Raw genomic sequence first — 24,708 nt, 5'->3', positions numbered from 1 at the left:
AGATTACAACTAAAGAATAACATATAATTTTTTATTTTCAAAGATATTCTTTCAAAAGTGTTTAGTGTTTTATCAAGGAAATGTTAATTCATTTTCAAATGAGGTCTCTTACCCAATCACCTGAACAACATTCCCTTCATTATCTTTCATGTATGTTTTAACAATTTTTACAGTCAGCTGTTCAAACGAGAATAGTTCTGCCACACCTTCTTTAGGAATCAGCTTCTCACTCAACTCGATTGTACTCTGCTCATCTAAAATCAGGCGCACCTTATCCTTCTCCATTGCATATTTTGACTTTTCCCCGGGCTCTATGGCAACGACAATATCAGGACCTGCCAATGTCAGAGCCTTTCCCTTCAAGAGACGTCCTCGCAGCACTTTACTAATGGTTTCCGTTTGCTTTGCCCCCAGAGTCAGCATTGCTGGTTTTTTTCTGAACAAACCCTTTTTTTCTGGTGTCCATGCTAAATTATCGTTAAATAAAAACCCTGTATTGGATCCTTCCCGTTCTCTTCCTTCGTCAACTTTTTGCGAGACATCAGCATGATTTAGTAAAGAATCTCTTTTTAAATCAGTGATAAACGCAGGCATATACGGAGAGCTGGCAGAGAGAACACCTAATGTATTCCACGTCTGCATTGCTTCAAGCTCATCATTTGTGATACCGACCATCTGCAGAAATTGCACTTGGCCATTTTTTGTTTCTATTGTACCTAGCTCAGAATCCGTAATAAATGCCAATGCGGTTAATGCCGTATCTGATTCCAAACAGATAGGACCGTTTGCATCCATATAGTCTCCATTTTTGAAAACATTCCCGCTATTAAAAACATATCTCCCCAAATTCTGAAGCAGATTAAGCGCCCACGCTGGCGGTTCTTCTTCCCCTTCTTCTCTTTTCAATCTGAACGTTAATTCAAATCCAAAACCGCTGATCTCTGGATTATCGGTTTCTTTTTCGTAAATCTCTGAAAATCCATATGTAACTATATGCCAGTTTAAGCCTGGCGTTTCTGATTGATAAGCGCTGATTCCATCTAATGGATCCGGCCCGCCCAGCGAATAAGAGATCACTGTTCCATAATGCTTCGGTTCCTGCTTCCCATAAATTGCTTCCATTGCATTATCAATTGCATCCCAGCCGGCTGCTTTTACTTCTTCATTCATTAAATTCCTCCTCTGCTTCCCTTTCCAAAAAGACGATTTTTTCTTTCTAAAACACTACCCCTTTGTCGAAATACAAAACATCTCTGCAAAATCAGTGACGATGGTTTTTTCAGGATTACGCTTCACATCATATCTCATTTTCTCTAACCCTTCTTGATAATCCTGATCATCAATCAACGTTAATATGGATATGTCTCTATTCTCTGCATAACCCAGATAATCCGACACCCTGATTTTTTCTAAACGATATGCCATCTGCAGCTCTGTGTTAACCCCCCTTGCGGAAAGCTCATCAAAAATAACTTCCTTTTCCCAAAACCTTTTTACATCCTCATCATATGCTGTTGGAAAATAATGATATACCCACCATTTTCTCATATCATGGACAGCAATATTATGCAGCTTGTATACACCGTTTTTCTTCAAGACACGATATATTTCATCAAGCGCTGCTTCCTTCTTTAAAAAATGATGAAAAGCATAGTTATTGGAGATATAATCAAACTTTTCATTCTCGTAGGGCATATCTTCAGCTAAACCATGCACGAGAGAGACATTTTTTAATTTGTTCTTCGCCTTTTTCAACATATCCTCTGAAGCATCAAGACCATACCAGTTCATGTTTCGGCTATCAAAACCGTTTGTTTGAGCATCAAGATAAATCCCTGTCCCGCACGCTAAATCTAACACGTGATACATTGATTTAGGGTATTTATCTTGATACTCCTTTAAATTCTTATCAAATTGCATTTCATCTAATCGATATGTATTGTCCTCATATTTATCAGCAATTTGCGAGTAATCAGTTATTTTCATATTGTTTATCCCTGCCTTTTGATTATTAGGAAGAATTTAAATGCAGTATAAAGCCATTATACTTGTTTTCTCTATGTTTTTAAAAACTTACTATTCCCCTAATTCATGAAGCAACGTCTTACTGCTTTCCGGAAATGCAAAAAAGACAGCACCATTCCAAATGAAAGGTGCCATCTTTTCTAATAGCATAAATTATTGATTTCCTTTTTTAACCCATTCAGCCGCTGTCACTGTACGTTGTGCCTGATGCTTAACTGTCGCTTCCACATCTTCCACCATTTTTCCGTCTTGATCAACAGTGACACTTGTACCATAAGGATTTCCGCCAGCTGCAAATACAGATTCGTCCGAGTAGCCTGGAGGTACAATGATAGCTCCCCAGTGCATCATGCTCGTGTACAACGACAGGATCGTCGCTTCCTGGCCGCCATGCGGATTCTGTGCAGAAGACATCGCACTGACTACTTTGTTCACTGTTTTTCCGCTAGCCCAAAGTCCGCCTTGGATATCCAAGAATTGCTTCATTTGAGAAGGCACATTACCAAAACGCGTTGGCGTGCTGAAGATAAGTGCATCTGCCCATTCAATATCTTCTGAAGATGCAACAGGAACATCCTTGGTTGCTTCCACAGTTGCTTTCCATGCCGGATTTCCTTCAATAGCAGATTCTGGAGCTAATTCCTGCACTTTCAATACTCTTACTTCCGCGCCATTCGCTTCCGCCGCTTCTGCTGCCCATTTTGCCATTTGGTAGTTCGTACCGCCCATACTATAAAAAATAACTGCTACTTTTGTGTTTGTCATCGTTTCTATCTCCTTTGATTCATTTGATTTTCCAAATAATTTATTTAAAAATCCCATTTCTAACACCTCTTTAAAATATTTCCCTTTTTCTTCGCCAGAACCATCTCCTTTATTGGAGCGCTGCATCCCAATATCTAACTGTTCTTTTTATGCCTCATTTCAGCTTTTTTATACTTAGTGAAAAAATAACCGCTTTTTGAGACAATTCTGCTTCCAACTGTGTTTCATTTAGTTACCTATCATCACGCTTCTTTCTAAAATTATATTTAATCAAACTATAATTAATTCATTTATTTTTAATTCAATATAAATTATATGACGTACTTTTTATTTTGTCAACACATTATTTAAATCATTAGATAAACGATTGAAAAATAGGAAATGAAGCAACAGATGAAAATACCCGTATAATTTCATAGAAATCAGAGAAAATAACAATAAGATACCTTAAATAACAATAAAGTAATCGGGGGTGCTCTAGATGAGCCAGCCATATCAATGTCCCAGATGTAAAACAAACCGGTCGCGTTTCAATGTCATTGAACAAGTAGCGAATCCGGTCAAATTAGATGCCAGCACAGGAGAAGTATTAAATGATTACACGCAGGAGCCGCTGGAAGTATTTCACATCGCCTATAATGGGCCTGAGAGAAGAATACAGTGCGGAGCATGCGGCTTGATCGAGGATGAAAATACGTTTGTAAATACAAAAGCACAATAACTACACGACGGAGGTTGAATATAAATGACGAAAAACCGAAAAGGACCAAAACAGCAGGAACAACCTAATTTGCCGCAAAGTCCAAAGCAGCCTTATGGCGAACCATTGGCAGGTTCTCATAAAGTGAAGAATAAAAATCATTCCAGACAAAAAAATAATGCATCGCATGATATGTGACGCATGAATGGTTTATACCATATACAAAACAAACGTTGTAAAGCCTGTAAGGGTCAATTGCTTTGTATATGGTAGAGAACTTTCATATCTTTGCCTCTTTAACTTTACATTGACCCCATTATTTACTTCATTATCTTACTTTATCACCTTTAGCTTTTGTTACCCCTGTTAACTTTATAACATTAATTTTTATTGTCTATTAAAGATTGTAATGTTTCTTCCAGCCCATTTTGAAAAGGAGTTGCTGGAATCGTGCCAATCCGCTTTTCATATTTATCTCCACTCAAAATAAATCCCTCTTTAGTAAGGTACATGATTTCAACAATTTCTCTCATAAATGCATCAAACAAACCCATCCATCGGATAACATTTTTAGTCAGAGGAATAACCACCTTCTGATTTCCTGTTACTTTCCGAGCAATTCGAATAATCTCTTTACCTGAAATCAATCCAGCACCTGGTATGTTCCAATTCTCACCATAGGAATCGTCTTTATCTGCTATATTCACAATCATCTTAGCAGCATCTGGCAAATAAACATATTCACGGGGCGTTTGTAAATTACCAATAAAAATGGACATTTTACCTGCAGCCATTCCATCAAGTGTAGGCTGCAAGTAAGAATTTTGTGAAGTTGGGCCATAATAATCTGGCAACCTGACAATTAAAGCTTTTGCTCTTTTCCATTTTCCGCTGAATATCAATTGTTCGAAAGCTACTCTAAGTTTACCTTTTTTTGTATGTGGATGTTGAGGATGGTTTTCATCTCCTTTCGCAACTTGGTGTCCATATACATAAATGCCATCAACAATCACGATTCTTTTCCCCAAAGTATCAGCGGCTTTCATCACACTTTCTCCCAGCGGCATCAATTTTTTCGCCATTTCCTGATATGGAATATTAGCACACTGAAAGATAACATCTGCATCTTTAGCAGCTTCCACAATCGTTTGACAATCAAATATGTCTCCCAGCTGATAGGTAAGATTCAAATGATGATTGTGTTCTGCCATTAATGCTTCCAATTTATTTTGAGAGCGTCCGAAGGCAATGACCTCTCTTCCTCTGTCTAATAGTTCTGAAACCATAACTTGACCAGTACCCCCGGTTGCGCCTAATACAATTGCTTTTTTCATTTTCAATACTCCCTTCTTTTAGTTATTGATCAATCAATAACTAAAAAGCAAAAATAATTTCCATGTTACATCTTTTACGCCTATTAAGGTATTACCTTCAATATAAGCTTGATAAATAAAAGAATTAATCCCAATATGTGAACAATACAATCACAGCGACAGCAATGCCTAATCCGACAGATAAAGTGGAAACAGCATGTTCCTTTTTATTTTTCACCACCATTTTTTCAACCTCCTTTTGATTATTGATTAGCAACTAATTAATCCAACCAGCTGATGATACAAACAGCAATAATTCCAATAAAAACATAATCTACCTTACGTAATTTCACATTCTCACCCCCTAAATTATTTATTGATTAATCAATTACTACCTTACAAAAATAAATAATCAACTTAGATTGATTATTTATTTTGCTTTCTCATCAATAAGCTCGGGAAGGTCTAAGAAATAAGAAATATTACATAGCATTCCTCTTGCCAAAAACGTACTGGCTTCCCTTTCTGCATCCTTTATTCCGGCAGACTTGAATCTTTCTAACGTATAGCTTCTAATGTCAGATAGTCCTTTTTTTGCAGTGTCCTGTATCGGCTTTTCTGTTACGGAAATTCCTATTACCTGCAAAGCAATTTCATTAGGATATAATTCGGACAGTTCTTCATAGGCTTCAATCATTTTTTCAACGAGCTGTTCCGGGCTTGCTTCCACATTTTTAAACGTTTGCAGAATCCTTTCAAATGCCCGATCTAAGGCAGCAACGAATAACTCTTCCTTTGTTTTAAAGAATCGAAAAACATACGGCTGAGAGATAGCTGCTTTTTCCGCAACATGAGCGGTAGTTGCGTTATAATAGCCTTTTTTTGCAAATACTTCTAATCCTGCCTCCAGAATTTCTTCTTTACGATTTTCCTTCTTTGATTTCACCATGATAGTACACCTACTCAAAAATTTAGTGATTAATCAATCACAAATAAATATTAACGTTATTTTCAGATTCATGCAAGCACTTTGTAATAATTTTTAATGAAAAATGTTAAAAACATCCCCTCTCCCATTACTCGTCTTCTATTCCAGCAGACGTTTTTATATCAGATAGCTCATTTATATTTTATAATGAAGTTCATTGGTAAACTGAGCTCGATAGCCATCATCATCACCTACTATCAGTTCCAAGAACACATTTTCAAGAAAATGTGTTCTCTGCTAATTTGGAAACAGACAGCAATATTATTTACTTCCTTTTGAGCTTCTCGATTGAAGCCTCATTCACCTAAAAATACTGCAGCATCATCCTCGGAGAACTCATAGGAACCTTTTCACTTCTCCGCTTGCAGCTCAAAATGGCGCATCCTGTATGCATTCATAGCTGTTTCTCCAAGCGTATCCATCAGATTATGATTGGCATATGCACCTACAATTGCACCAAACCCTGGAATGAGCTGCAGCATTTTCACCAAATCAATATAATCGCGATACTCCTGCTGGAAAACACGCCAATCCATATCAACCAGCTTCCCTTTCTCCTGCTCCCAATTTTCGATAATATAAAACGTATCCTTCCGTTTTTCATCACTGGAAAATGCAAGCTGAAAAACATGGAGAATAAATAGCCGTTCCTCATATTCATTTGCATCATAGCCATAGACTGCTGCCGATTCAAACAAAAATTTCATCTTGATTGACAATAGAAGCGGAAAATCTGCAAGTCCAAGGAAAATCCCCCCTGCACCTGTTCCTGCTCCTTCAACAACTGCAGTTTTACGATAAGAAGCCAGCTTTTCTTTGGCTATTTGATCCCTTTCAAACAAAGAAAGCTCGGTTGGTTCAGGTTTCTTCGTTGTTATATTGGAACCGGCCAGCGTCGCTTTCACCATATTTTTAATACTATCTGTAATGATACGATGAGCCTTTTCAGGAATCATGTTATTCATTTTCTTTTGTGCTTTTTTCGATATCTGATTAAAAAGACTGGATTTTTTCAAAACTTTATTACGCCAAACTCGGAGTTCTTCATACACGATTGTTTCGTAATCCATATTCAAAAACCTGCCTTTTCTTTTCTATACTTTATTCATACGTTTTAATCAAGAAAGAGTTTCAGTTATGGGTTGAATGAAGCTTTTAACTAGCAAAGATGCAAGAAAGTATCACTGAACTTGTATGATTCAGCCTTTAGGAAAGATTGAAAAATCTTAATTCGTCATGAATTAAGATTTTCGTCTATCATTTTTTTCTGTCCACTCATCAGCTAAAATCGCCATCTCAATCAGCGTCCAATATTCATCTCCCATTTTTGCCGCATCCTGTAAGATTCTTTCTCTCCGAAATCCAGCTGCTTCATAGCATTTAATAGCTGATACATTAAAATCAAACACACCCAAAGTAACCTTATGTAAGTTTAATTTTTCAAATGCAAATGTTAATGCTGCATGTATAATCTGAGCACCATACCCTTTTCCTCTGCTGTCAGCAGCGCCAACCAATACCTTGCCAATTCTTGCTGAATAATTATTTCTATCCACTTTCCCCAGCGAAACATGTCCTACGATTTCATTCGTCGCATTATCAATCACTTTAAATATGTATTTAAGGGCTTCTGGTTGATTTGCCCCCTCTATATACGCTTCCAACTGTTCTTTTGTCAAAGGATAAGTGAATGTCGGACCGCTCCACTGTACAATAAATGAAGCATCAGGCACCCAATCAATTAATTGCTGGAAATCTTCTTTTGAAAAATATGCTAATCGAATCAAGTCAAAAGCTCCTTTTCACTCTTTTCTGCATAAACCCGCTGAAAACTCCCAAGAAAGCAAAGGCACACAATACATATATCTATTCTTCTGCAGGGTTTTCCGGTCCGTTAAGCTCTAATTGATAAAAAGCTAAATCTCTCCATTGCTTAAATTTAAAGCCAGCTTTTTTTATTGTGCCCGCATGCTCAAAACCGAATTTTTCATGCAAGGCAATGCTTTTTTCATTTGCAGCATCAATGCCGGCAATCATTGTCATATATTCTCTTTCCCGGGCGACAGCGATAATTTCTTGCATCAATAAGCTGGCAATTCCTTTTTTCCGATAGCTCTTGTCCACATACACAGAATGTTCAACGGAATATTTATAAGCCGGCCAGTCTCTGAAAGGCCCGAATGTAGCAAATCCCGCCACGTTTCCATCCTGTTCACAAACAAATATGGGATAACCTGCATCCTTTTTCTGCTTATACCATACTTCTCTGTTCTCCAATGTTTGCGGTTTATAAGAATAAACAGCGGCAGTATGCACGATGGCGTCATTATAAATCTCTAAAATGGCTGATAAGTCATTCGTCGTTGCTTCTCTTATCATTTTATTCTCCCTTTCACAGCGGTTTTATCGATAGTGTGGAATTATCTCAGCAGCACGTTGATAGGTGAACTGTTTTATCCACCAAAAGGTATTCTTCTGTACTTAATCAGAACATTTCCCCCTCATAAAAAGAGCTTGGCATTGCTTCAAAATCATATTCTCGCAGTTCCTCCAAGGTGACATTGGCATGAGCTCCTTCATGCACCATCAAGTTGCTGTCCTCGCCTAGATGAACTGCAATAAACGGTTTATTCGTTCCATAAGCGTAACCTAATTCAAATGCTGTTCCACTATCTGAATAATTCCCATGATAAACGCCAACAACGATTTCCGCCCAATCAATAAACTTTTTATCATTGGTAAATGTTGCAATCGACCAATGCCGGCTTCCTTCCTCCAGATGATCCATTTGGTTTTTTCGCGGTGAAAAAACATCCAATCCTTTTGCTTCTAAAATTTGTTCCACTTCTTTCAAAGGCTCCATCTCTTTTTCATTAAAGAATGGGCTTGCTAAATAGACTCTCATATTTTGACCTCCATATGTATAATAAATACCATTCAGTTAAAAACGGCATGCATGTTTAAGTATATCCTTATTATCCGGCTTACTCAAAATTTGATGCTGTTATCCTTCCATCGGTGACTTGAGAATGAACATTTATTAAACAATTTAGTTTGCATGCTAATACATCCAATATAATACAACTAATACACACGGATTTAATCTACAAGTTCTACTTTAGGAGGAAGCGCCATGGAACAACATGTAAAAGATAGCTGGAATGCAGATTTATACGATGGGAATCATTCCTTTGTGTCAACGTTTGGAAGTCATTTATTAGAGCTTTTATCTCCCGTAGAAGGTGAACAGATTCTTGATGTTGGATGTGGTACGGGAGATTTAGCCAATAAAATCAATCAGCAGGGCGCCGCTGTAACCGGCGTAGATAAATCAGAAAATATGGTGCACAAGGCAAACGATAAATATCCCGATATAACGTTTATGCCAAAAGATGTTTTAGAACTCGAATACAACAATGATTTTGATGCCGTTTTCTCTAATGCAACACTTCATTGGGTAAAGCAGCCCAAAGAAGCACTTCAATGCATCTATAACAGCTTGAAACCCGGCGGAAGATTTATTGCAGAGTTTGGCGGTAAAGACAATGTTCAAACGATTACAAATGAAATCATCCAACAGGTTAAAAAAGCTGGAATCCCCTATACATCAGAACAGTTTCCCTGGTACTTCCCAAGCATAGGAGAGTACACTGCACTAATGGAGGAAACGGGATTTAACGTAACCTTTGCCCAGCATTTCAATCGGCCGACACCCTTAGAGGGAGACCACGGCCTGAGAAATTGGATGGAAATGTTCTGCGGAAATATCTTTGAAAATCATCCGGAAGCTATCAAAGAACGTGTGATGAAACAGGTAGAAAATAACTTAAAGGATGTCCTGTATCAAGAAGGACAGTGGATTGCAGATTATAAACGACTTCGTGTCGTCGGGATAAAGCAAGGCGGCATACCTGCTAAATAAATTTTGATTAAATAGACAGAACAGGAATCTATAAAAAGAGGGCCATATAGATTCCTGCCTCCCCTATACTTCTCACCAATCCTCTATTCAACGAAACGAAAATAATTCTACCGTCTCTTTTCCCGAAAGCATATTCTTCACGTTAAACTGATTCTTCCTGACTTCCTCATCGCCAATGATAATCACGTTTCGTATGTTTTCTTTATTCGCCCTGTCAAGCGCCTTACCGACCTTTTTATTGCCTAATTCCACCTCTACGTTATATCCTTTATCCCGGAAATATGTTGACACAGACAGCGATTCTTTTTGTCTTCCCAGAGGAATAATATAATAATCCACCTCTCTTCCAGCAGGTTGAATTCCTTCCGCAGCCATCGCTGTATAAATCACATCCAGCCCAAAAGAAATTCCAACGGTAGAGACAATTTCATCTGTTCCTATCAGTCCGCCGATTGCATTATCATATCTTCCGCCGCTCCCGATGCTTGACTTCATCGAATCATCCGCTAAAAACATTTCATAAACGGTGCCTGTATATATTTCTAGTCCCCGTGCCAGAAACGGATTAAATATACATTGGTCGCTAATATCCAAATAATCAAGATACGATTTCAGCTCTTTTAGTTCCTGCAATCCCTGTCTGACTTGTTCATTTTGATTAGATAATGATTCAAAGCGGGTAAAGTCTGTATGATAGCCTGCCGTCAAAAATTGTTTAATGGAGCGGACCGCATCATCTGACACCCCTAGTTCAGCAAGCTCGGCTATAACTGCGTCCACCCCTATCTTCTTCAGCTTATCCAAAATCAGCACCACTTTATTGATTTTCGCATCCGCTACACCAAACACTTCCAATGCTCCGGTTAATAATTTCCTATTGTTATATTGAATATTCACCTGCATTCCGAGTTTGTCAAAGGCATCCAGCGCCATCATCATTAATTCTGCTTCAGCCATTTGTGAATCTGCGCCGACAATATCCACATCACACTGGGTAAATTCACGCAATCTGCCTGTTTTTATGGGTCCGTCCCGAAATACTTTACCAATTTCATACCGCTTAAATGGCAGCTTCAATGTCGGATTCATTGCAGCCACCTTAGCAAATGGAATCGTAAGGTCATAGCGCAATGCTAAATCTCTTTCTCCTCTATCTGTTAAAGTGTACATCTCCTCTAATATTTCCTCACCGCCGCCATATTTGGAAGCAAGCAATTCCGTATAATTTAAGATAGGTGTTTCCAGCGGCTGACATCCATATTGGATAAATACATCCTCTAATGTTCTCCGAATTGTCCTTCTGACACTTTCTGACTCGGGTAAATAATCTTGTGTTCCTTTTACATTTTGATAATCTATCTTCTTCATTTTCCTTACCTCCTGTTTTTGAATACAAAAAAATCGCACTCTGAGTTAAGTGATTTACTTAATTCGGGATGCGATTTCATGAATAATAGCCTTCCTCATTCGATTTTTTAAAAGTTAAATCGATAAAGCAAGGCTAGTTGATATGATGATGGAATTGTGAGAAGGAATCATTTATTTTAACGAAAACCATTTTGCTCACCTCTGATTTTGGATAAGTCTATCATAACCGATTGACAATTTCAAAGGAAAAACCTGTAACTCAAGCTAGTACAGGTTTTCCAATGCGCTATTCTTTCACTTCTTTCAAATCCCGATTATTTCGCAGGAACATATAGAAGGATGCACCGAATATGGCCAGATAACCAAGAATACTCCATATGTCTGGGATTTGGCCAAAGAGCGCAATACTGATAATACCGGAATATACAACGGTCGAGTAGAAAAAGATGGATATTTCTTTTGCTGGTGCAAATTTATAAGCAACGGTAATCCCAAACTGCCCCACCGTCGCAAACACTCCTGCTGCAAGTAAATATAACCACTGCAGCCCGCTCATAGGCTGATAAAACAAGATAACAGGCGGTAATAAAATAACAGTGGAGAAGAATGAGAAGTAAAATACAACCGTATAAAATTGTTCTTTATTCCCAAGCACCCGTAAAACGGTGTACGCTCCCCCTGCAAAAAATGCGGATAAAATCCCTGCTGCATATGGAACCATATCTAGATTGAAGACCGGTTTGATAATAAATAACGTTCCAAGAAACGCGATAATAACAGAGACCACCTGAAACCGCATTACGTATTCCTTTAGGAAAATCGCAGCAAAAATAATGGTTATAAATGGACTCATTTTATTCAGCATATCCGCATCGGAAAGCACAAGATGATCGATAGCATAGAAGTTAAGCAATACACCAGTCATCCCCAGTGCAGAACGCAAGAGTAAATACTTTTGGTTTTCCTTTTTCCCAAAAAGTCGTTCTCTATGATAAAGAACAAAACCTAACGCAATAAACATGGATATCCCATTGCGAAATAATGTTTTTTGTATGGTAGGCACATCCCCTGACAGCTTCACAAACATAGCCATCAGGGAAAATCCTAACGCTGATAATAATAACAATAAGATGCCTTTATTTCTGTCACTCATGAAGCTTTTATTTCCTCCTATTAAATTCTATATTTTTTTATTCCACTTTTGCACCAGAACAATCTATTAAAAGTAATAAAGCTCAATTGCTCTTAGTCATTGAAATACTTTTCTCGATAAAGAAAGATCCTAAATAAGAAAAACACCTCTGCGGTTGGTATAGTAGTATTGACCAAAATTACACTACCCAAAACAGAAGATGTGTCTTTTACAATCATAGCGAATAACGCTGATATTGAAAAATCTTTTGTTTTTTCTAGATGGCAAACCTAATTATGATACAGACTGCAACTACTTAATCGTTTGAAAATAAGTACCCTTATACTTTTCCTTAACTTCTCTACACCTTCTTAGAGTGCAAAATAAGGAACTTAGCTTTGAAATCTGAAAAAATTTTAAAGCCACTCTTATGATAGCCTATCAGCCATATAACTTTAAACATAAAAAAACTGCCTCTAGAAGTTACCGAAAATTTCTAGAGGTAGTTTTAGGTTACTATCTTTTCTACTCTTTCTTCAGAAATCAGACGACTGCTATAAGAGCGTTAGTGTTCAACACCATAAATGGTTTTAAATCTATTATATCATTGAAATTTAGATTAATTAATTATTTTCTTCTTATTATCCTCACTCCATTTTTCTTAACAACGAAGCATCTAATTTGTTTACTGAGCTTTGACCAGCCAGCCCCATTGTGATGTCTAAATCAGCGAGTATATTTTGCATTACTTCTTTTACGCCTTTCTGCCCTGCAACTGCAAGTCCATACATCAGCGGTCTCCCCACAAGTACTGCTTTCGCACCAAGAGCCATGGCTTTTATAATATCTGACCCTCGCCTAATCCCACTATCCATGAATACGGTTGCTTTATCACCTACTGCTGCCACAATATCAGGAAGGGCGTCTAAAGCCCCGATAGCTCCGTCTACTTGACGTCCACCATGGTTTGATACAATAATACCTTCAACGCCCTTTTCTACGGCGAGCTTAGCATCTTCCGGGTGTAGAATACCCTTTAAAATAATTGGCAGTTTGGTATGCGCACGTAAAAAGTCAATATCATCCCAAGTTAAACCAGTATTCCCAAAAATCGTCGTCCAATGCATAATGGCAGATTGCGGATCTTCTTCCGGTTGCCTATCCAACTTACCCAAAAAAGCAGGGTCAGTAAAATAATTAGCTACACCTTCCCCAGCTAGAAATGGCAGGTATACATTTTTTAAATCCTTCTCTCTCCACGCCATCATTGGTGTATCTAGAGTTACTACAATCGCAGAGTACCCAGATTTTTCAGCACGTCTTAAAAAACTGGCTGCTATCTCAGGATCTCTGCTCCAATACAACTGAAACCAGCGTGGGGCATCTGCCATAACCTCTGCAATTTTCTCCATCGGCACAGAGGAAGCTGAACTCGCAATATAAGGAACTCCCATTTCAGCAGACGCTTTTGCAGAGCCGATCTCCCCTTCTTCATGTATGATAGACTGTACTCCAATAGGTGCTTGTAATATTGGGAAGGGATATTTTTTACCGAATAAATTAACCGATAAATCACGTTGATCTACATTCCTTAACATGCGAGGAATAATCTCCTGTTTGGAAAACGCTTTCAAATTTGCCTGCATTGTTATTTCGCTTCCAGCTCCGCCCGCAATATAGTAAAAAGGACCATCCCGTAATTTTTTACGGGCAAGATTCTCCCATTCTTCATGTATTACCGGAAACCTATTAGGATCTGGATTCTGCATCGTTGCATAAATTTGATACTGAATGCTATTACCTATATTTTCCATATCTTATTTTCCCTCCATTTCCTGTATTTATATATTGGTATCATACCATATATTTTATTTATTTTGTTTTTTCAGTAAATAGTTATTGCTAAAATGATATATTTGCTTCGTAACTTTTTATATAAACTTAAATGAACACAAAAACGTCTTCTAAAAGATGCTCTGCATTTTTTAGAAGACGTTGATAAAATTACACTCTCTTTTTATAAAAAGAAGAGAAAAAGAACAATACTACACCTAGCAACACAGCAATCCCGCCAATAATTCCAAAGTAGAGAATCTCGGTTTCCGGGCTGTATAGTTTAACAATTTGCGCATTAATTGCCTGCGCCGAAGCATTGGACAAGAACCAAAGACTCATTGTTTGCGCAGAGAATGCAGCAGGAGCCATTCTTGTTGTAGCTGCTAAACCGACCGGTGATAAACATAGCTCACCAAATACTACAATTAGAAAGCTGAGCACAAGCCATATTGGGCTTACCAGCGTATCAGGACCTGCGTAAATTGCTGGAATTATCATGATTAAGAAAGATAGACCAGCGAAAACCAGACCTAGTGAGAATTTTTTGTGCGTAGAAGGCTGTCTTTTGCCAAGCTTCATCCAAAGTGCCGCAAATACCGGCGCTAACAGAACAATAAATAATGGATTGAATGATTGGAACCAAGATGATTGCAGAGAAAAACCGGCAAATGATAATCTTGTCCGCTCATCGGCATATTGCGCCAAAATAACTGCTCCTTGTTCTTGGATCGCCCAGAACACCATTGCTGCAAGGAATAACGGTATATAAGCAAGTAAACTTTTTTGTTCCTGACTGGTTGTTTTCTTACTGAAATACATGACTAAAAAGTAAATAATCGGAATAATTATCCCTAATATACTGACTAACATGATAAATCCATCAATGGTTAAAATGCCGTTAGAAATCAGAATAGCGCCCAAGATGATAACCACAATCGCGCTGATTCCCATTTTTAAAAATACAGATTTCTTTTCCTCCGGTGATAGAGGATTTGGTACATAAGAGCCAGCGAGACCTAAATATTTCTTTCTTGTAGCCAAGAAAATAATCAGCCCTACTAACATACCAAGAGCTGCTACTCCAAATCCTAAATGGAAATTATATTTTTGCCCGAGTGTTCCGACAATAAATGGTGCAATTAAACCACCAAGGTTAATCCCCATATAAAATATACTAAATCCGGCATCGGTCCGCGGATCTTCTTTATCATATAAATCCCCGACGATATTAGATACATTCGGCTTTAACAGCCCTGTTCCAATAACAATTAAGCCCATCGATACGAATAGAGCTGTAACTCCTCCCGGAAAGGATAAGGCAATATGACCTGCCATAATCAATATGCCGCCATAAAAGACGGTGCGTTTCGTACCAAGCAAACGGTCAGCAATCCAGCCGCCGATAATCCCTGACATGTAAACAAGCGAGCCATAAATAGCCATGATGGAAGCAGCTGTTCCTTTATCCAGATTCAGTCCGCCATCTTTAATCGCATAATACATATAGTAAAGTAAGATTGCTCTCATACCATAGTATGAAAATCTCTCCCAAAACTCTGTGAAAAATAATGTAAACAACCCTTTAGGATGTCCGAAAAAACCTTTTTGCGGAATACTCTTAAGGATCTCTTGCGGGTTCTTCGATGTCATAAGCTTTCCTGTCCCTTTCTATTTATATTAATTTGTTTTTGCTATATATAGGCTTCCATATATTACCGAGCATCCATTCCGGCTAAATTGCTGCTCTTACGTAAATATTCAAACAATTAAAAAACACCCCGCCGTCTGGGTTCTAGATTACTGGAATCGTAAAATCGCCAAACAGAAGAGGTACCTGTAATTGATGAGCCTATAAGCAAATGCTGCATGAAATCAACTCAACTTTTAAAGAAATAAACGGATAAAACATTCATGTCATGCAAGTATGACAACGTCTTTCTTGCATTGCTTCGCTGTTATTTTCAAATATACCGCTAATCACTGCTTTGAAAATAAAGCCGTTTTTATACTTATTTTGGGTTCGTCAGGGTACTACTTCTTTTGTTTATTCCCGTGTATAAAAGTTGAATACTATATATCATACCACTCTGGAAGTTCGATGTAAATAAACTGGTAAATGGTTATTTTTACAATTTTTCATCAAGCATGCATATAGCGCGAAAAAAATTTCTATAAAAAGTATCATATTACATCTACTTTTCCCTGTTTGACTTGTATTTTTAGAAAGGATAAAATTATCTTAATTAACAAATGTTCTAAATTTTTGTTTTTTAATTATATACAAGGGAGGGCTTACATGATTTCCATACAAAACAATGTAAACGTTGACATAAGTATCTCTTTAAACCATTACATCATTAACTCCATCCCTCTCTTTAAATATAATCAATCTGAGCTTTACAATTATATACAGAATAAATACAATGAAAATCCGTTGATTTGCATATATGAAGATAAAATCCCAATGTCCTATATCTCTAAAAAGCAGGCTGATTCTCAACATATAATTGATGATATTCTAACCCATTTCCGCTGTATTCTTTATGCACAGGATCAGTTAACTATGGAGTTCATTCTTCATTCTCTCAATACCAAAGGTTTCTTAGAAGAAGACCCATATAAAATTTCCACTTATACTAAAACGCCAATAAATAGAGTGAAACAATTGATTAACCAACTACAAACTTATGAAAATAAAGGCATCGGAACGCGGAATATGATAGATTTTATAAAGTTTCAGTTAAAAAATAAAGATTTTTATAACGAAAAACTATTTGACCTATTCTCAACTCACCTGGAGGAAATCAATCAAAATTCATTTAGTTTTCTAAAAGATTCACACGTGGAAGAAACTGAATTCAAAAAATACATAGATTTAATTACTGCACATTGTGATTTAACCCCTTTAGATGCTGAAGAAACATTAAATATTTCTCCTGATGCTTCCATTGTATATAGAAAGGATGGTTTACGGGTTATCATTCATGATTATCTTACCGGAGGCATTTCTTATGAACCGATATTAATCGACTGTAATAACCATCCATTCAACGCTGAGTTAGAAAAGTTTAAAACGGAATACGAAGAACTTATTTCTATTTTGAATGCAAGGAAAATATACTTAACTCAAGTAATTTCTATCATTGCAAATGTCCAATACGATTATTTAACCGGGAGAAGTGACTTTTTGAATGCTTTAGATCAAACAGATTTAGTTGAACAGACTAAACTGAGTCCCGCTACCATCAGCAGGTTACTCTGTAATAAATATATTGCTACACCTAGAGGAATCTTTTCAGTAAAAGCATTGTTGTCCAAAAAGAGTTATAAGAACCTATCTGTTAGTTATATAAAATACGTAATTCAAAATATAGATGGCTTCGAAACACTTTCAGATAATAAAATTTCGAGATGTTTAGTTGAAATGGATATCTCTATTTCCAGAAGAACCGTAAACAAATATAAAAATCAAATACTAGGTAATATTAAAAAGGACTAGTCCAAAACGTAAGGACTAATCCTTTTTAATTTGTTGGATAATTTTAATCGAGTTTCTCCATAATCCCTTTCAGCTTTGTGATTTCTTCCTCAGTAAGTCCTAATCTGGGCTTTCTTGATGGCCCGCCATTTAATCCTTTCAAATCCATCGCCTTCTTCACTATTTGAACATACTTCCCGGAGTCCTCCAGAAATTCACACAGCGGCAATAAATCCTTATAAAGCTTCTTTGCCCCGTCATAATTCTTCGCTTTTACCAGTTCATACAGTCTTCCTGCACAATTCGGTGCGATATTAGCTGCCACTGAAATCCAGCCAGTCGCTCCAAGGACAAATGATTCTAATGCAAGGTCATCAGCACCGCAGAACAGAACAAGATCTGTATTGTCGGCCACTGCTCTAACCTTTCTTATATCTCCGCTCGATTCTTTGATATACTGCACATTATCAAGTTCTTTATCAATTTTATAAATGGTCTCATTCTCCAAATTCACATTAGCCGTAAATGGGTTGTTGTACATCATAATTGGTGTGGAAACATGATCATTCACTTCTTTAAATTGTTCAAACGCTTCTTCTTCTGTTGGTGTCATGTAGTATGAGTTGATTAGTAACAGACCATCTGCATAATTTGACTCGGCATGGTTTGCATATTCTAACACTTTGTCTGTTCGTTCATCGGCGATACCGACCAATAAATTTGTCTCTGTATCTTTTACTACTTCACTAGCAATTTTGACGATTTCCTTCTTTTCTGCTTCATCCAATGATGCAAATTCTCCTGTACTTCCGACTACCACTATTCCAGAGACTTTTTGATCCAAATAGTACTGGATATTTTCTTTTAACCCATCATAGTTCACGCTGTAATCCTCATTCATTGGTGTAATTAATACTGGAAATGCTCCTTCAAATTGTTTTTTCATATAAATCACCTTTCCTCTCAAAATTTTTTTAAAATCTATTTAAACTTCCGAAGTACAAATATTTCTGAAAATAAAGGATGCGGAAGTTGAGAATACAATTAATCAGTTATTTATTCGGGATTGAGTATATCTGGTAACCAAGTGGCTAGAACTGGAAATAATATTAATAATATAATTGCTACAAATTGTAATCCGATAAACGGTAAGGTAGCCATGTATATTTTCCCAATTTTCACTTTCTCACCTACAGCACTCTTCAAATAAAATATAGCAAACCCAAAAGGCGGTGTTAAAAATGCCATTTGTAAAATAACCATGAAAAGCACTGCCCACCATAATGGATCAAATCCAGCTTCGATTACTACTGGAGTAATAATTGGAGCGGCCAGCATAATCAAAGCCATTGTTTCTAAAAACATTCCCAAAATAAAGATAAAGAGGATTGCAAAAAATAACACACCCCATTTCCCTCCATAAACATTGGCTGCCAATTCAGACACCATTTGATTTCCGCCAATCCCAGAAAAAACAGTACTAAACGTTGCTGCCCCAATAAGTATCCAAGCAACCATTCCTGTCATTTTACTAGATTCAAAAATTGCGTCTTTTATCTTCCACCAGTTTAATCTTTTAGAAAATATACCAATTAAAATTGTACCTGCTACTCCAACAGAGGCACTTTCGGTAGGTGTAGCCACCCCCGTGAAAATAGAACCAAGAACAAGCAAGATTAAAATCAAGGGTAGTATTAATGATTTTATAGAATTCAGCTTTTCTCTAAGTGAAACACGCTCTTCTTTAGCAAGAGCAGGTACACTAGATGGTTTTAAATAAGCAACGATAAATATATATATGATAAAAATTAAAATTAACAGTATTCCTGCCCCTAGGCCCCCTGCAAATAGATTTGATATAGAAACTCCTGTAATTGCTCCATAAAGAACCATATTTAAATTTGGTGGAATAATTTGACCAAGCGTTCCTCCCCCCATAATAGTTCCTAAACTCAAATTTTCATTGTATTTATACCTCCTCATATGCGGTAGAGCAATAAGTCCTAACCCAATAACACCTGCTGCTACAACGCCTGAAATAGAGCCAATAATAGCCCCCACGATGATAACTGTAATGGCTATTCCTCCCCTTAGACCGCCAGACCATTTATAAACTGCATCGAACAGTTCTGAGATAATATTTGATTTCTCCAAAAGGATTGACATAAGTATAAAGAGCGGAATAGCTATTAATGTATAGTTATTCATCACTCCCCATACACCACTAGTAAGCAACGCTGCACTGTCATACCCCCACATTAATAGAGCATATAATACTCCTGTAAAGGCAAGAGAAAAAGCAATCGGCACACCTAGAAATAAGAAAAAAAGTAACAATATAAACATACCGATAGGCGCATAATCAAAGATTAGTTCCATAATCGCTACCTCCCTTCTCAAACCATAATTTATATAACTCAACCAATGACTGTAACCATAATATGAGTGCACTAATTGGAATAAACCATTTAAACCACCAAATTGGAGGGTTAAAAGAAGTCTGGTGTGCAGAATATTCCACAATCCGAGTGGACTCCACCGCTAGCTCCACCCCTTTTATCAATAAAAGAAAGGAAGTTATTATAACTAAAATGTGTATAAAAGTAAGTAGAATCAATTTGGGTTTTCCTTTTATAAAAGTTAGTAATATATCTACTGTAATATGCCCCTTCGTTCTTAATGTATCTGCGCCAGTAAGTAGTATCATGATTCCAAAAAGGAAAATAGTAACTTCAAATCCCCAATCTGGTGAGTTACCGAAAAACCTCCTCATAATTACTGTGTATAAAATAACAAGAGTCAAGGGAATGGTCATATAACTCGCGATTTTCCCTGAAATCCTTGATAGGTTTTCTATTGCATTAACAACTCTCTTCATGGTGCACGCCCCCTATTCTTCGTACCCTAATTTCTCTGCATCCTCTAAGTAACCGAGTTCAGCTAATACTTGGGCATATTCTTCGACGTACTGTTTACTGAATTCACTTTCTTCCTTATAATCTAACAATAAATCGAATCCAATTTCTTTCATTTCTTCTAAATCTTCTTCTGGCAGTTCGATAAATTCAATATCTTGATTATCTCTCCACTTTTGTTCAGCAATTTGGCTTTCAACTCCATATGCAATAGCTGATTCATATCTAACCTTATCTCTTGCTACATATACAGCGGCTTTCAAATCTTCCGGTAATTCTTCCCAAGCTTTAGGGTTGATAATAAGCTCCTTATCTGTACTTGGACCAACGTGAATTGCCGGCTCAATAATATATCTAGTAACCTCATCTAATCCCATTTCTCCATTAACTAGAAAATCATTAAATTCTGCAGCATCCACAGTACCTAATTGCAAACCTGTATAGATTTCTGAAGCAGAAAGAGAAATAGATGACGCTCCCAGTGCACCATAAAACTGGGATGCGACTCCTGCCGCCCGAATATTCTTCCCTTTAAAATCTTCAATACCTTCTATAGGTACTCGTGAAATTAAAACCTCTTCTGGAGCATAGTCAAAGGCTCCTAAATTTTTTATTCCATGTTGTTCATACGCCTCATTAATGATTGGTTCTAACCTTTCCGTTCTATAAAAGTGCTCTTCGAATCCCCTGATCGGATCTCCTGGAATAGTTCCTCCACCAAGTGTAAAAACCGGGTCCTTTCCAGACCAAAATCCAGTATAGAGAGCCCCCATTTCAACAACACCGTTTTTTACCATATCAAAGGAATCAGTAGTTGGAAAAAGAATATCAGATCCATAAGGTTCTATGATTAACTGACCATCTGTGATTTCTTTCACCGTTTCTACAAAAGGTATAATTGTTCCATCATATCTAGAAGTACCTTCAATTTGATGCGTTACCATCCTCCATTCATAGACTCTTTTTTCGCCCTCTGGAATAGTTTGAATTGGTGCACATGAACTCAGCAAAAAAATTGTGCAAATCATCGTCCTAATAATCAACTTTTTCATATATAATCCTCCTTTTATTGTAATCGCTTACAATTCTGATTTTATTTAATTTTCCATCTTAATAAATAGGTTATTTCACTTTATGTGAAAAGTCAACATTTTTTTACTCACAGCAAAAAGAATTAGCCTAAAAAGATGACTAATCCTTTTTCTATAGGGTGCAATATTTAATCTAGCTTCGCCATAAGCCCCTTAAGCTTCTCTACTTCGTCTTCTTCAAGCCCCAGCCTCGGTTTTCTTGATGGTCCACCGTTTAATCCTTTTAAGTCCATGGCCTTTTTCACTATCTGAACATACTTCCCAGAATCTTCTAGAAACTCACATAATGGCAATAAATCTCTATACAGCTCTTTAGCACCAGCATAATTTCCTTCCTTCACTAGTTCATACAGTCTCCCTGCGCTGTTCGGTGCAATATTTGCTGCCACGGAAATCCAACCCGTAGCTCCGAGGATAAATGACTCCAGTGCAAGATCATCTGCACCACAGAACAGAACTAAGTCTGTATTATCTGCTACCGCTCTTACTTTCCTTATATCTCCGCTCGATTCTTTGATGTACTGCACCTTGTCGAGTTCTTTATCAATTTTATATATCGTCTCATTTTCCAGATTCACGTTGGCTGTAAATGGATTATTGTACATCATAATCGGTGTGGAAACATAATCATTCACTTCTTTAAATTGTTCAAAAGCCTCTTCTTCCGTTGGTGTCATATAGTAGGAATTGATTAACAATAACCCATCTGCATGATTTGCTTCCGCATGTTTTGCATACTCTAACACCTTGTCCGTCCGTTCGTCAGCAATACCGACTAATAAATCCGTCTCTGTATCCTTTACCAATTCACCAGCTATCTTAACAATTTCTTGCTTTTCTTTATCATTTAAGGAAGCAAACTCTCCCGTACTTCCTACTACTACGAGCCCAGGGACATTCTGATCCAAATAGTACTGGATGTTCTCTTTTACCCCTTCATAATTCACGCTGTAATCCTCATTCATTGGTGTAATTAACACTGGAAATGCTCCTTCAAATTGCTTTGTCATGCTCCTCATCCCTTTCTTTTTCATAATCATCTTTATCTAAAATAAATAATCCAAAATAACCATAAATTAAGTTAATGATAATAACTAAAAATCCGTACCAGAAGAATGGCAAATATGCGAGTGTTGAGACACCCAGCGTTGTTGCCATAAAAACCCCTCCATCTGACCATGGAACCATCGGCGTTGTAATCGTACCGCCAGCCTCTACATTTCTTGATAACAAGGATCTGCTTATTTTTTTCCTGTCATAATTAGCTTCCGTAATTTTCGTGCCTGTTAACATTGAAACGTAAGCTGCTCCGCCAAAAAATATTCCAAAGAATGCTGCAATCATAGTCGTTAATGTCAGATTACCTGTATTCGTTGCCCATTTAGCAAAAAGCTCCCCGATTACCGTAAAGGCACCAATGGACTGTAACAATCCACCGACACCTAAAGCTAGAAGAATCAACAAAATAACTTCAAGCATGAAAGTAATACCTCCACGATCTAAAAGGTTATCAATGAAATCAATTCCTGTAGTAACTCCACTTCCTGAATACAATGTCTCTATCGCTTCAATAAATCCATATCCTTGGAAGAAAACTGCCCACAAGCTTCCTAGTAATGCTCCAAATATAATTACCGGTATGGACGGGAGTTTAAATGCAAGCATAGCGACAACCACCGCCGCTGGAATCAGCATGACCCAAGATATATGAAATGTATCCTGCAGGCTGGCCATTGTACTATCGGCAATTGACAGATCTCCGCTGCCATCTTGCATGATTAAACCTACAATCCAATAAGCAATTGCCGCAATCACGAAAGCCGGTATAGATACGTATGACATCGATCTTATATGTCTGAATAAATCAACTCTTGACAAGGAAGCTGTCATAACTGTTGTATCAGACAATGGCGACATTTTATCTCCAACGTAACACCCTGAAATAACTGCGCCAGCAACCAAATATGTTGGCAGCCCAAAGCTCTCCCCGATACCCATCATCGCTATGCCGGCTGTGCCTGCTGAACCAAATGATGTTCCTGTTGAAATAGATGTAATCGTACAGATAATCATTGCTGCCATCAAAAAGATACTCGGGCTAATGATACTCAAACCATAATAGATCATCGTCGGTACAATACCTCCAGCAATCCAAGAGCCGATAAGTGCACCTACAGCGATTAAAACAAGCGTCGCTCCTAAACCTTCATAAATTCCTTTTAAAAGCCCTTTCTCCATTTCTATATACGTATTACCTAAATATAATCCAAACCCCATAATTACAAACCAGATTGCGAGCAAAGCTAATTGGATAGGCAGTTCTAAAATAACAATAAAACCAAACATTATTGCTACAAACAAAACCAAAATGAGCAATAATACTGGTATACTTGGCAGTTTCTTTTCTCTAGCCATATATTTCCGCCCCTTGTTTTATTTAATGATAAATCCTTTAGCGTAGATGTCGCTATGCTCAATATAAAATTGTGAATTAGATATCAAATAATAATTGAGCTGCATATCTTCAGCACGTATTTTTAATCCTGTGAAAGAGGTGATAATTTCCTGAGAAAACTCCTTTGCACATACAGCAACGACTTCAATAATTGGATAAGCTAAGATAGCTCCTTTTTTATTTGCAACGATTTGCTTGTCACCTTTCTTAAGAACGAGATAGTCAGTATGCACATCCATTTTAGAATGAATATATTCCTTAATAGCTGTTATATTTTTTATTTCTAATTCCATATCCACTTCATCTACTCTTACCTTCTTATCATTGACCAAGTAGATACTTTGCTGTTTTACGACTCTAGGTAATTGTTCCGTCGTTAGACGATCATGCCGGAATTCATAGATATGATCATTATGCCTTACTAAATAACTTTCCTTTTGACTGACTCTCCCTCGATCCACTAGTGATAAAATAAAGCTTTTCAATAGAATGCTTTCGTTGTCAACGCTTTCATTTTCATATAAATCTACCTCTAACACATCATCATTCCATTGAAAGATTAGTAAATGAACATATTTACTCCCTCTCGGCTCATTGCGCATTAATGCCCTATTCTCAAAACCTTGTAATGCTGTTTCAAGCTCACTTTTCTCAATAATTCTTAGTTGCTGTCCGTTAATGTGAATATCATAACTATTGATTACTTTTGAAATCATACAT

At 37.2% G+C, this 24,708-nt stretch carries 24 protein-coding genes; 4 read left to right on the top strand and 20 right to left on the bottom strand.

Annotated elements, in window-relative coordinates; genetic code table 11:
* Positions 1–108: 108 nt before the first annotated feature.
* From MKY65_RS02115 to wrbA, 3 genes are all read right to left on the bottom strand, one after another.
* The gene (locus MKY65_RS02115; RefSeq protein ID WP_339181849.1) at positions 109–1,170 is read right to left on the bottom strand and encodes a suppressor of fused domain protein; all 1,062 of its coding nucleotides are present in this window, start codon (positions 1,168–1,170) and stop codon (positions 109–111) included.
* Between the two features lie 54 nt (positions 1,171–1,224).
* The gene (locus tag MKY65_RS02110; protein ID WP_339181846.1) at positions 1,225–1,986 is read right to left on the bottom strand and encodes a class I SAM-dependent methyltransferase; all 762 of its coding nucleotides are present in this window, start codon (positions 1,984–1,986) and stop codon (positions 1,225–1,227) included.
* A gap of 192 nt (positions 1,987–2,178) precedes the next feature.
* The gene (wrbA, locus tag MKY65_RS02105) at positions 2,179–2,790 is read right to left on the bottom strand and encodes an NAD(P)H:quinone oxidoreductase type IV (RefSeq protein ID WP_339185079.1); all 612 of its coding nucleotides are present in this window, start codon (positions 2,788–2,790) and stop codon (positions 2,179–2,181) included.
* Between the two features lie 481 nt (positions 2,791–3,271).
* On the opposite strand from wrbA, the gene MKY65_RS02100 reads away from it, so the two are divergent.
* Both MKY65_RS02100 and MKY65_RS02095 read left to right on the top strand, forming a co-directional pair.
* Entirely contained in the window at positions 3,272–3,511 is a 240-nt protein-coding gene (locus tag MKY65_RS02100; protein ID WP_042531220.1) for a hypothetical protein, read from the top strand.
* Positions 3,512–3,535: 24 nt separating this feature from the next.
* Complete coding sequence (locus tag MKY65_RS02095) at positions 3,536–3,688, top strand: small acid-soluble spore protein P (RefSeq protein ID WP_040979436.1); 153 nt, start codon at positions 3,536–3,538, stop codon at positions 3,686–3,688.
* Positions 3,689–3,870: 182 nt separating this feature from the next.
* Here the strand turns inward: MKY65_RS02095 and MKY65_RS02090 are convergent, their stop codons facing one another.
* From MKY65_RS02090 to MKY65_RS02065, 6 genes are all read right to left on the bottom strand, one after another.
* Positions 3,871–4,824 (bottom strand): SDR family oxidoreductase, encoded by a 954-nt coding sequence (locus MKY65_RS02090; RefSeq protein ID WP_339181839.1) that lies wholly within the window; start codon positions 4,822–4,824, stop codon positions 3,871–3,873.
* Between the two features lie 409 nt (positions 4,825–5,233).
* Positions 5,234–5,752 (bottom strand): TetR/AcrR family transcriptional regulator, encoded by a 519-nt coding sequence (locus MKY65_RS02085; RefSeq protein WP_339181836.1) that lies wholly within the window; start codon positions 5,750–5,752, stop codon positions 5,234–5,236.
* Between the two features lie 389 nt (positions 5,753–6,141).
* A complete protein-coding gene (locus MKY65_RS02080) occupies positions 6,142–6,861 on the bottom strand; it encodes an EcsC family protein (protein ID WP_339181834.1) in 720 nt (239 codons plus the stop codon).
* A gap of 171 nt (positions 6,862–7,032) precedes the next feature.
* The gene (locus MKY65_RS02075) at positions 7,033–7,578 is read right to left on the bottom strand and encodes a GNAT family protein (protein WP_339181831.1); all 546 of its coding nucleotides are present in this window, start codon (positions 7,576–7,578) and stop codon (positions 7,033–7,035) included.
* Positions 7,579–7,657: 79 nt separating this feature from the next.
* Complete coding sequence (locus tag MKY65_RS02070; protein WP_339181829.1) at positions 7,658–8,170, bottom strand: N-acetyltransferase family protein; 513 nt, start codon at positions 8,168–8,170, stop codon at positions 7,658–7,660.
* Positions 8,171–8,276: 106 nt separating this feature from the next.
* The gene (locus tag MKY65_RS02065; protein ID WP_339181826.1) at positions 8,277–8,696 is read right to left on the bottom strand and encodes a nucleoside 2-deoxyribosyltransferase; all 420 of its coding nucleotides are present in this window, start codon (positions 8,694–8,696) and stop codon (positions 8,277–8,279) included.
* A gap of 228 nt (positions 8,697–8,924) precedes the next feature.
* Here MKY65_RS02065 and MKY65_RS02060 point away from each other — a divergent pair, with 228 nt between their 5' ends.
* Positions 8,925–9,713, top strand: a complete 789-nt coding sequence (locus tag MKY65_RS02060) for a methyltransferase domain-containing protein (RefSeq protein ID WP_339181824.1) — start codon at positions 8,925–8,927, stop codon at positions 9,711–9,713.
* A gap of 87 nt (positions 9,714–9,800) precedes the next feature.
* Here the strand turns inward: MKY65_RS02060 and MKY65_RS02055 are convergent, their stop codons facing one another.
* From MKY65_RS02055 to MKY65_RS02040, 4 genes are all read right to left on the bottom strand, one after another.
* A complete protein-coding gene (locus MKY65_RS02055; RefSeq protein ID WP_339181821.1) occupies positions 9,801–11,081 on the bottom strand; it encodes a histidine--tRNA ligase in 1,281 nt (426 codons plus the stop codon).
* A gap of 286 nt (positions 11,082–11,367) precedes the next feature.
* The gene (locus MKY65_RS02050) at positions 11,368–12,234 is read right to left on the bottom strand and encodes a DMT family transporter (protein WP_339181818.1); all 867 of its coding nucleotides are present in this window, start codon (positions 12,232–12,234) and stop codon (positions 11,368–11,370) included.
* Positions 12,235–12,860: 626 nt separating this feature from the next.
* Positions 12,861–14,027, bottom strand: coding sequence for a lactate 2-monooxygenase (locus tag MKY65_RS02045; protein ID WP_339181815.1), 1,167 nt, complete (start codon positions 14,025–14,027; stop codon positions 12,861–12,863).
* A gap of 190 nt (positions 14,028–14,217) precedes the next feature.
* The gene (locus MKY65_RS02040) at positions 14,218–15,699 is read right to left on the bottom strand and encodes a peptide MFS transporter (RefSeq protein WP_339181812.1); all 1,482 of its coding nucleotides are present in this window, start codon (positions 15,697–15,699) and stop codon (positions 14,218–14,220) included.
* A gap of 646 nt (positions 15,700–16,345) precedes the next feature.
* Here MKY65_RS02040 and MKY65_RS02035 point away from each other — a divergent pair.
* Positions 16,346–17,548: a hypothetical protein gene (locus MKY65_RS02035; protein ID WP_339181809.1), complete on the top strand. Its 1,203-nt coding sequence runs from the start codon at positions 16,346–16,348 to the stop codon at positions 17,546–17,548.
* Between the two features lie 43 nt (positions 17,549–17,591).
* Here the strand turns inward: MKY65_RS02035 and MKY65_RS02030 are convergent, their stop codons facing one another.
* The 7 genes from MKY65_RS02030 to MKY65_RS02000 form a co-directional block, all read right to left on the bottom strand.
* A complete protein-coding gene (locus MKY65_RS02030; RefSeq protein ID WP_339181806.1) occupies positions 17,592–18,473 on the bottom strand; it encodes a dihydrodipicolinate synthase family protein in 882 nt (293 codons plus the stop codon).
* 110 nt (positions 18,474–18,583) lie between these two features.
* Entirely contained in the window at positions 18,584–19,906 is a 1,323-nt protein-coding gene (locus MKY65_RS02025; protein ID WP_339181803.1) for a TRAP transporter large permease subunit, read from the bottom strand.
* Entirely contained in the window at positions 19,890–20,405 is a 516-nt protein-coding gene (locus tag MKY65_RS02020) for a TRAP transporter small permease (protein ID WP_339181800.1), read from the bottom strand. Before MKY65_RS02020 ends, MKY65_RS02025 begins: the two co-directional genes overlap by 17 nt.
* A gap of 12 nt (positions 20,406–20,417) precedes the next feature.
* Positions 20,418–21,494: a TRAP transporter substrate-binding protein DctP gene (gene dctP, locus MKY65_RS02015; protein ID WP_339181797.1), complete on the bottom strand. Its 1,077-nt coding sequence runs from the start codon at positions 21,492–21,494 to the stop codon at positions 20,418–20,420.
* 167 nt (positions 21,495–21,661) lie between these two features.
* The gene (locus MKY65_RS02010) at positions 21,662–22,543 is read right to left on the bottom strand and encodes a dihydrodipicolinate synthase family protein (RefSeq protein ID WP_339181795.1); all 882 of its coding nucleotides are present in this window, start codon (positions 22,541–22,543) and stop codon (positions 21,662–21,664) included.
* Entirely contained in the window at positions 22,527–23,948 is a 1,422-nt protein-coding gene (gene nhaC, locus MKY65_RS02005; protein WP_339181793.1) for a Na+/H+ antiporter NhaC, read from the bottom strand. The genes MKY65_RS02010 and nhaC overlap by 17 nt, the downstream gene beginning before the upstream one ends.
* An 18-nt stretch (positions 23,949–23,966) precedes the next feature.
* Complete coding sequence (locus tag MKY65_RS02000; protein ID WP_339181791.1) at positions 23,967–24,704, bottom strand: hypothetical protein; 738 nt, start codon at positions 24,702–24,704, stop codon at positions 23,967–23,969.
* Positions 24,705–24,708 lie beyond the last annotated feature (4 nt).

Source organism: Oceanobacillus sp. FSL W7-1293 (assembly GCF_037969815.1).
Lineage (GTDB): Bacteria > Bacillota > Bacilli > Bacillales > Amphibacillaceae > Oceanobacillus > Oceanobacillus oncorhynchi.
The sequence above is the reverse complement of the archived record's forward strand: the minus strand, read 5'-3'. Positions and strand labels throughout refer to the sequence as shown.

Excerpts from the sequence above, each read along its gene's own strand:
- MKY65_RS02115 (WP_339181849.1), bottom strand. The coding sequence starts at position 1,170 with ATGAATGAAGAAGTAAAAGCAGCCGGCTGGGATGCAATTGATAATGCA.
- MKY65_RS02110 (WP_339181846.1), bottom strand. The coding sequence starts at position 1,986 with ATGAAAATAACTGATTACTCGCAAATTGCTGATAAATATGAGGACAAT.
- wrbA (WP_339185079.1), bottom strand. The coding sequence starts at position 2,790 with ATGACAAACACAAAAGTAGCAGTTATTTTTTATAGTATGGGCGGTACG.
- MKY65_RS02100 (WP_042531220.1), top strand. The coding sequence starts at position 3,272 with ATGAGCCAGCCATATCAATGTCCCAGATGTAAAACAAACCGGTCGCGT.
- MKY65_RS02095 (WP_040979436.1), top strand. The coding sequence starts at position 3,536 with ATGACGAAAAACCGAAAAGGACCAAAACAGCAGGAACAACCTAATTTG.
- MKY65_RS02090 (WP_339181839.1), bottom strand. The coding sequence starts at position 4,824 with ATGAAAAAAGCAATTGTATTAGGCGCAACCGGGGGTACTGGTCAAGTT.
- MKY65_RS02085 (WP_339181836.1), bottom strand. The coding sequence starts at position 5,752 with ATGGTGAAATCAAAGAAGGAAAATCGTAAAGAAGAAATTCTGGAGGCA.
- MKY65_RS02080 (WP_339181834.1), bottom strand. The coding sequence starts at position 6,861 with ATGGATTACGAAACAATCGTGTATGAAGAACTCCGAGTTTGGCGTAAT.
- MKY65_RS02070 (WP_339181829.1), bottom strand. The coding sequence starts at position 8,170 with ATGATAAGAGAAGCAACGACGAATGACTTATCAGCCATTTTAGAGATT.
- MKY65_RS02065 (WP_339181826.1), bottom strand. The coding sequence starts at position 8,696 with ATGAGAGTCTATTTAGCAAGCCCATTCTTTAATGAAAAAGAGATGGAG.
- MKY65_RS02060 (WP_339181824.1), top strand. The coding sequence starts at position 8,925 with ATGGAACAACATGTAAAAGATAGCTGGAATGCAGATTTATACGATGGG.
- MKY65_RS02055 (WP_339181821.1), bottom strand. The coding sequence starts at position 11,081 with ATGAAGAAGATAGATTATCAAAATGTAAAAGGAACACAAGATTATTTA.
- MKY65_RS02050 (WP_339181818.1), bottom strand. The coding sequence starts at position 12,234 with ATGAGTGACAGAAATAAAGGCATCTTATTGTTATTATTATCAGCGTTA.
- MKY65_RS02045 (WP_339181815.1), bottom strand. The coding sequence starts at position 14,027 with ATGGAAAATATAGGTAATAGCATTCAGTATCAAATTTATGCAACGATG.
- MKY65_RS02040 (WP_339181812.1), bottom strand. The coding sequence starts at position 15,699 with ATGACATCGAAGAACCCGCAAGAGATCCTTAAGAGTATTCCGCAAAAA.
- MKY65_RS02035 (WP_339181809.1), top strand. The coding sequence starts at position 16,346 with ATGATTTCCATACAAAACAATGTAAACGTTGACATAAGTATCTCTTTA.
- MKY65_RS02030 (WP_339181806.1), bottom strand. The coding sequence starts at position 18,473 with ATGAAAAAACAATTTGAAGGAGCATTTCCAGTATTAATTACACCAATG.
- MKY65_RS02025 (WP_339181803.1), bottom strand. The coding sequence starts at position 19,906 with ATGGAACTAATCTTTGATTATGCGCCTATCGGTATGTTTATATTGTTA.
- MKY65_RS02020 (WP_339181800.1), bottom strand. The coding sequence starts at position 20,405 with ATGAAGAGAGTTGTTAATGCAATAGAAAACCTATCAAGGATTTCAGGG.
- dctP (WP_339181797.1), bottom strand. The coding sequence starts at position 21,494 with ATGAAAAAGTTGATTATTAGGACGATGATTTGCACAATTTTTTTGCTG.
- MKY65_RS02010 (WP_339181795.1), bottom strand. The coding sequence starts at position 22,543 with ATGACAAAGCAATTTGAAGGAGCATTTCCAGTGTTAATTACACCAATG.
- nhaC (WP_339181793.1), bottom strand. The coding sequence starts at position 23,948 with ATGGCTAGAGAAAAGAAACTGCCAAGTATACCAGTATTATTGCTCATT.
- MKY65_RS02000 (WP_339181791.1), bottom strand. The coding sequence starts at position 24,704 with ATGATTTCAAAAGTAATCAATAGTTATGATATTCACATTAACGGACAG.